Source organism: Bacillus sp. MUM 13, assembly GCF_001866725.1.
GTDB lineage: Bacteria > Bacillota > Bacilli > Bacillales > DSM-1321 > Peribacillus.
This window is the reverse complement of sequence record NZ_MLYQ01000136.1, coordinates 1-7454: the sequence shown is the minus strand read 5'-3', so window position 1 is coordinate 7454 and position 7454 is coordinate 1. Positions and strand designations below refer to the sequence as shown.

At 41.2% G+C, this 7454-nt stretch carries 6 protein-coding genes; 5 read left to right on the top strand and 1 reads right to left on the bottom strand.

All coding sequences use genetic code 11. The annotated features are described in order from the left end of the window. Positions 1–417: 417 nt before the first annotated feature. Both BIV59_RS23865 and BIV59_RS21635 read left to right on the top strand, forming a co-directional pair. The gene (locus BIV59_RS23865) at positions 418–591 is read left to right on the top strand and encodes a hypothetical protein (protein WP_170846222.1); all 174 of its coding nucleotides are present in this window, start codon (positions 418–420) and stop codon (positions 589–591) included. Positions 592–708: 117 nt separating this feature from the next. Then, entirely contained in the window at positions 709–2094 is a 1386-nt protein-coding gene (locus tag BIV59_RS21635; RefSeq protein WP_071353529.1) for an aldehyde dehydrogenase, read from the top strand. A 205-nt stretch (positions 2095–2299) separates the two neighbouring features. On the opposite strand, the gene BIV59_RS23060 is transcribed toward BIV59_RS21635, so the two are convergent. Beyond that, positions 2300–3607: a VWA domain-containing protein gene (locus BIV59_RS23060; protein WP_083392311.1), complete on the bottom strand. Its 1308-nt coding sequence runs from the start codon at positions 3605–3607 to the stop codon at positions 2300–2302. Positions 3608–3773: 166 nt separating this feature from the next. On the opposite strand from BIV59_RS23060, the gene BIV59_RS21625 reads away from it, so the two are divergent. From BIV59_RS21625 to BIV59_RS21615, 3 genes are all read left to right on the top strand, one after another. Then, positions 3774–5396: a YceG family protein gene (locus BIV59_RS21625; RefSeq protein ID WP_083392310.1), complete on the top strand. Its 1623-nt coding sequence runs from the start codon at positions 3774–3776 to the stop codon at positions 5394–5396. Positions 5397–5448: 52 nt separating this feature from the next. After that, positions 5449–6546, top strand: a complete 1098-nt coding sequence (locus BIV59_RS21620; RefSeq protein WP_071353528.1) for a toxic anion resistance protein — start codon at positions 5449–5451, stop codon at positions 6544–6546. Between the two features lie 185 nt (positions 6547–6731). Then, complete coding sequence (locus tag BIV59_RS21615; protein WP_071353527.1) at positions 6732–7343, top strand: TerD family protein; 612 nt, start codon at positions 6732–6734, stop codon at positions 7341–7343. The last annotated feature ends 111 nt before the right edge of the window (positions 7344–7454 follow it).

The window sequence follows — 7454 nt, the reverse complement described above, 5'->3', positions numbered from 1 at the left end:
GCTGTTTTCGTAAACTTTGTTGCTATGAAATAAGGTGGTTTATTTCCGTTCCAGGATGCTCGCTTTCCGTGGGGCGGGCGGTGAGCCTCACAAGCAAAGCTTGCGGGGTCTCACCTTCCCGCTAATCCCACAGGAGTCTCGCACCTTATGCTCCAATCAACCTGACTTGACAATGGGAACGCCTCACATAACAAATTAAAAAAACAATAATCTTTAAGAAGCTGTAAATTCTTTTACAGCACCAAATATAGCGGCTCTTTTCTTAAATAAAACAATCTGATTTATAGAGAGAAAAGGGCTTCTTTGGGGTGTATAATGTAATTATCATTTCATGGCAGAAATTGTTGTTTGAGCCAGAATGGCTATACATATTTTTAACAGCCAGAAATATAGAATACATGCAAAGCAGGTGGAAATATGAAAAAACTAGGTTGGATTTTATCCGGTTTAGGTGCCCTCGCTATACTGGGAAGCCTACTGTATCCTATGGATATTATTACTAAAAAAACGTTTTTTATTTTACTTCTTGGCGGAGCTGGAGTCATGTTCATCGGTTCAATGGTAAGATGCTTCAGCTTGCTGAAAAAATAGAGAGGAGAATTAGTCTGATTCAGAATGTTATTGTAAATTCTGATTCTCCTGGATTCTTCGTTCAAGTCTTTAAACCTATAAACAGTTAGGGGATTTTAAAGGAGATGATACATCATTATGGAAACATATGCAGATGAAATAAAACAAATTCTCCGGGAACAAAAGCTCTTTTTTGCCACAAATGAAACAAAAAGCCTGACTTTCCGGCTGGAGCAGTTAAAGAAGCTGAAAGAGGAAGTGAAGAGGCGGGAACAGGATATCATTCAGGCCCTTGCGGAGGATTTGAATAAATCAGAGCTCGAATCGTATTCAACAGAAATAGGGATTCTCTATGAAGAAATCAATTTTACTATGAAGCACTTAAAAAAGTGGGCGAAGCCAAAGAGGGTACGTACTGCATTAACACATACCGGCTCTAAGGGAAGTGTTATAAAGGAGCCGTACGGAACAGCTTTGATTATTGCGCCATGGAACTACCCTTTTCAGCTTGCACTGTCCCCGCTCGCGGGAGCAATTGCAGCGGGCAACACAGCTGTAGTTAAGCCGTCAGAATTGACGCCTGCAGTTTCTTTACTGATTAAAGAAATTCTTCAGCATATATATCCTGCCTCCTATATTGCAGCTGTCGAGGGAGGTGTGCCGACAAGCCAGACCCTGCTGGAGCAGGAGGATTTTGACTATATTTTTTTCACTGGAAGCGTACCAGTTGGAAAAGTTGTAATGGAGGCAGCAGCGAAACATTTAACACCGGTTACACTCGAGCTTGGTGGGAAAAGTCCAGTGATTGTGCATGAAGATGCCAATATAGCTCTTGCAGCAAAAAGGATTGTCTTCGGCAAATTTACGAATGCAGGACAAACATGCATTGCACCTGACTATCTGCTGGCACACAAAAAAGTGAAACAGGATCTCCTAAGGGCTATAAAGGAAACGATTATCGAGTTTTATGGAGAAAGGCCTCTCGAAAGCTCCCGTTACTCGAAGATAGTAAATGATCGGCACTACAGCAGGATTTGTAAATATTTAAATGATGGAAAAGTTATTTTTGGGGGTGAAAAATCAGATGAAACCCTTAAAATTGCACCTGCTCTGTTAGAACAGCCGGATCCAGGCTCGCCTGTCATGACGGAAGAAATTTTCGGACCGATTCTTCCAATAGTGGAGTACGAGAACCTGGACGAGGTGATTAATTTTGTTAACGGCCGTCCCAAGCCGCTTGCCCTGTATCTGTTTACAAAAAGCGGGGAAACAGAAAGGCAAATAATGAGCAGCATTTCATTTGGAGGCGGATGTGTGAATGATACACTCATGCATATTGCGACCCCTTATCTCCCTTTTGGGGGCGTAGGAGAAAGCGGCATGGGAAGCTACCACGGAAAATACAGCTTTGAAACCTTCTCACACTCAAAAAGTGTATTAAGGCAAACAACTGCTTTTGACTTTTCCTTCCGTTACCCTTCTGCAAAAAATGGACTTAAGCTGATAAGGCGGTTAATGAAGTAAAAAAACTGTAGCCAGTAGGTTAAAGTTTTTTTGAATTATATTGGATTGTGAAATTTTTTTGAAATCTGGATTCTATCTTTTGTAAGACTGAAGAATAAAAGGGAATAATCTGCAGGGAAGCCGCGATTTCTGAATAGCTATCCAGGGGAGTACCGTATCAAGAGGGATCACCAATTGATACAAACAAGCTTTTCTTTAAAGCGGTTTATCTGGCGAGTATTTTTTTCTCCCTTGCTTCTGCCATCCAGCTGGGGAATTCATGAAGCAGTTTCTCATATAGTTCTTCATCCGTCTCTTTTTCAATATCAGGAATATGAAAAAATCCTGCGTTGTCTGCATATCGTCCTTCTAAATCATCTAGTTTTCTCAGAACATCAAAGTTGCCGTCACCAATGCCTGCAAACTGCCAGAAAATAGGCTCCTTTGAAGAATCTATCAAAACATTTGCCACACTATCCTGATTCTTCTTCGCTTTCTTAATGCCTCCATCATTGATGAATATTAAATAAACGGGGAGGCTGCTGCTTTCCTCCTTTATATATTTATTTAACACGTCACGCATGACAGGAGGTTCATTATTGGCAGTGAATTTAGAAACATCAGTATTTTTAAGGATTTCTCTTTCTACATAATTGGAAAAATCTTTTTCTGATACAGAAGGCAGCCGTGAAAAGGAATTATCATAGATCCAGACATCCAGGATTCCGTCATCATCAAAACGGGTCGCAAGGGCAAGCAGCCTCTCCATTACGTTTTGGACAATCCCTTCTTTATACAGCCTTCTCATCGAACCGGAGATATCTAAGACTACCCCGACTCTTGCCCGGATTTTCTGCAGTGCTTTTCTCTCAATAATTATATCTATTTTCTTCTTTAATAAATCCAGCTTGCTGATCATTGGCCATTCCGTTTCACTTTCTTTTTCTTTAGACGGTTTTTCTGCCTTAGCTGCAGGATGATAAATATCCAAAAACCCTTGAAGCCCCCGGATATATCCCCGGCCAATGGGATTGAAACGCCATGAACCTTCTTTTCGGTAGACATTGCCCAGTTCAAACGAAGTTTCTTTTTCAAAACCGTCTATAGCAAAAGAAAGTAGTTTTTCTTTACCTTCTTCATCCCAAATTGTCAGGGAAATGTTTTCAAAGTGGCTGAAATTCTGCTGCCTGACTTCTGCGTCATGAATTGTGAGAATAAAAGTGACTTTTTCAATTGCAGGAGAGATTCCTGCCAGATTTAAGGAAAGCTCCTGATTTTCAGCTGCGGGAACCACCTTTGACATAGCTAAGGAATGATCGGCTGATAATGGATTATTGTAAAAAATGAAATATCTTTCTTCAGGAATCACAGCGTCCTGATTAATCATGAAGGCTGATAAGTCTATATCGTATGAATTGGAATGGTGCTGGGCTTTTAATTTCCATGAAATCCCTATTTTTAGTTTGTCTGTTTCCGGATATAGCTTGCTTAGATTGATTCTTTGTCCTTTAATTAATGTAATCAATGTTCTCACTTCTTTTCCCGCTTTTTTTTTATCATTCTCTCTTTCTATATTCTAGCTTAACAAGGGTGCTTCGTAAAAATGAAACTGCCAATTAACGGGAATTGATATGCAACTTTTACTATGAAAATGCGGTATAATAGGAATAAGTAAGTGCTTTTAGAAAGGAGATTATTCGGTGGGGGCTTTTGGCCAATATTCGAAGATCAATCCGGTATTGATCTCTTTTAAAGAAGACGAATGGAAAAATATATTAGAAAAAAAGCGTGCCGAGAGACAGCCATTCCAGGCAGATGATCAAGAAATTTCCATTGGTCAGCTCGCAGCCAGGTTTTTAGGGATTCGCGGAGATGAGGATGAGTATTATAACGAGCTTTTTGAATTATCCCGTAAGCCCTTAATAAATGTTCTCGATGCTGCTTCCATGAATAAAGAAATTGCACCTGAACAGTTTCAGGCCATACAAAACGTACTCTTGATCAATCAGAATGAATCGCTTTCCGTTAATAGGTTTGTCGCATTTCTGGAAGGAAAACAGCTGTTACCTGTACATGAAAATTCTGCTGTCAACAGGCATATCCGCGAGTGTTTGATACATACTCTGCAGGAATTCGCAAAGCGCCACCATGATGGCTTAAAGCATCCTGATTTCAGGAGGGTCATCGTGGACTTAATTAAATGGATGCGCAATCACATGGAGCCAGTATTAAGGGATATGCAGGACGACAGGATGCCGGCATTCCTCTGGTATGGTGACGGCAATAAAAGCGAAGGATATTTTTTGTACTATTTAACGCTTTTCGGGTTTGATGTTTTGATTTTCCATCCGGGAGGAAAAGACTTGTTAAAAGAGCTCGAGCTTGATCCGGAGCATAATCTTATGATTGTTCAGGAACATTCCATAAAGACGGAGCCAAGGGCATTCCCTAAAGGAAAATCGGTCAGGAAAGCTACGGTCGCCTATCAGGCCTCAAGGGAAATTGAGAGAATTCTCCACACTGATGAGACGCCAATCTTTAAGCCTTGGCAGTACCGTTCCTTCCAGCCGCATTCCATAACATTAAAAACGACATATGATGAATTGTTTTTGGTAAGCAGGGAAAAGGCATTTATCCGTCCTAACTTTTCAATAGAAGGAAACAAAGTCCATATTCCTTCCATATTTGCGAAAATTTCCGGGATCTCTGAAAACAAAAGGGAATACTGGGACAGGCTGGAGGAGATTAAGGAAGGCGAATTAACTTTGTTTATCCGGTATTTTCCCTTAACGGCAAATGTCGGGGCAAATCATCAGTATCATTATCACCATGCATTAAATGCCGATGGAATGCTTGATCCTGAGAAGATGATGAAAAGTGTATGGTGGAAGCTTGGTCAATTGCCGCTTGGGGTTCAGCGGGGTGTGGCATCAGCTATTTCCAGGGTATGCGGGCATCCAAAGCTGCTTGCTGAAGGGAGCGAGTCCATCTCTGACATTCAGCTTTATTTATTTACACAGCTGACGGTTTTGCCTGCATCTATTGTTGCTTTGTTAATGAAGTTTGATTACCCTCAGAGCGTGCCGAGAATTGTGATGTATAATAGCGGTTCAGGCAGCGGGATTACCAGGCCGGATGCTGCATTGCTTCTGCTCCTGAATGAAATAGGCATTGATTTAATCCTTTACAACCCTTCAGGCTTGAGAGATTTGGAGATGTACATAGATGAGCAATACTATGATGTTCATCTCATGGAGCATGTCGAATTTGATTGTGAATATAAAGAGCCAAAGATTCCAATCTGGCGCAGATTTTTTAAATAATTTTCTGGCTGGCCGCATCGCTTGTCAGAAATAAATAAAGTGGGGGATAGACATGGCAGATATTAATGGAACAGAATTAATGGATGTTAAAAATGAAGAGATTACACCGGCCAAAGCGGATGAAATCAAAATGAAGCTGAAAAACGAACCGGAAGTTCAGCGGCTTGTCCAGCAAATTGATGTAAAGAACCAAATGTCTTTATTGGAATTTGGAAAAGAGCCAGCAGTTGAAATTTCAAGGTTTTCAGACCGGATTTTAAGCACCATGAAGTCCAGTTCAATGGAGGATTCCAGCGAGCTTTTGAAACATCTTGGGCGGATTATGGACAAGTTTGATAAAAAGGATTTTGCACCTGAGAAAAAAGGCATGTTTGCCAAGGTTTTTAATCGCGGGGAAAAAATGATAGAAAAAATCTTTGGTAAATATCAGACCATGGGAAGCGAAATTGATAAGGTATATGTTGAAATTTCAAAATACCAGAATGAGATGGTCAATTCCACTCATAATCTTGAAAATTTGTATGAGCAAAATTTTAATTATTACTTGGCACTGGAGAAATATGCAGTTGCGGGAGAAATGAAGGCAGAAGAATTGAAAACCCAGCTATTGCCGCAATATGAGGCACGTGCACAATCAGGTGACCAAATTGCTGCCATGGAACTGGATTCCTTGCGCAATGGCATTGAAACGCTGGAGCAGCGTGTGTATGATCTGGAGATGGCAAAAATGGTCGCTCTTCAGACGGCTCCGCAAATCCGCCTGCTGCAAAGAGGCAATACCAAGCTGATTGGTAAAATCAATTCGGCATTTGTCATTACAATTCCAATTTTTAAGAACAGCCTGATTCAGGCAGTGTCAGCAAAACGGCAAAAGCTGGTTGCTGATTCAATGAGCGAACTTGACCGCCGTACGAACGAAATGCTGCTTCGCAATGCCCAGAATATTTCAGCCCAGAGCACAGAAATTGCCCGGCTGGCAGGTGCCCCAAGCATAAAAATCGAGACTATAGAAGAATCATGGAACATTATCATCAAAGGGCTGGAAGAAACAAAAAGCATTGAAGATGAAAACAAACGCACCCGTGAAGAAGGTAAAAAGCGTCTGCTTGAACTAAAGGATAACTTCCAGGCAAAGCAGCTTAATGGATAAAGAAAAACGCTTCATAAAACCTGGAAGCAAATACGGGATATTAAATGTTTGTCATAAAATAACATGAATGATAGAATGATGTTATCACGCTGGCGTGATTTTAATGTTTTAAATGAACTGATGTTTAGTCTGCCGTTTCTGCACAAGGATGGCAAGGCTCTTACTGGTGAAAGGGAGTGTTTCTGTTGGCAATAACACTGCAAAAAGGACAAAAGGTTGATTTAACAAAAGGCAGAGCAGGTTTATCATCAATTACTGTCGGCTTAGGCTGGGATCCGGTTTCACAGGGCAAAGGGAAGGGTATCCTCGGCGGGCTGTTTGGCGGCGGGAGCGCACCTGATATTGATTGCGATGCTTCCGTTTTGCTGCTTGATCAAAATGGCAAGCTGACAGACAAGAAAAATTTGATTTACTTCGGCAATAAAGTCAGTGCAGACAGAAGCGTCAAACACTCCGGCGATAACCTGACAGGAGATGGAGACGGTGACGACGAGCAGATTGTCGTTGATTTGAATATGGTTTCCCCTTCGGTTTCCAAAATGGTATTCGTCGTAAATATTTATTCCTGCGTCTCCAGAAAACAGGACTTCGGCATGATTCAAAATGCCTTCATCCGTGTTGTGAATAACTCTAATAACGAGGAATTAATTCACTTTAACCTGACAGACAATTACTCAGGATTAACTTCTCTGTTCGTCGGTGAAATATACCGCCATAATGGTGAATGGAAATTCAACGCAATCGGCGATGGCACCAAGGATACATCCATCTCAGAAATAGCAAACAAATACGCGTAACATAAAAAAAGCGGAAGCGCCTGTCCAGCCTCGACATGCATAAGACGGACAAGAAATGAAGGCGTTCTGTGCCTTCAATTCTTGGGTGGCTTATGACCTCGAGAGGCTAGG

What these genes read in the sequence shown, in the direction of transcription:
- BIV59_RS23865 (WP_170846222.1), top strand. Translation starts at nt 418, where the DNA reads ATGAAAAAACTAGGTTGGATTTTATCCGGTTTAGGTGCCCTCGCTATA.
- BIV59_RS21635 (WP_071353529.1), top strand. Translation starts at nt 709, where the DNA reads ATGGAAACATATGCAGATGAAATAAAACAAATTCTCCGGGAACAAAAG.
- BIV59_RS21620 (WP_071353528.1), top strand. Translation starts at nt 5,449, where the DNA reads ATGGCAGATATTAATGGAACAGAATTAATGGATGTTAAAAATGAAGAG.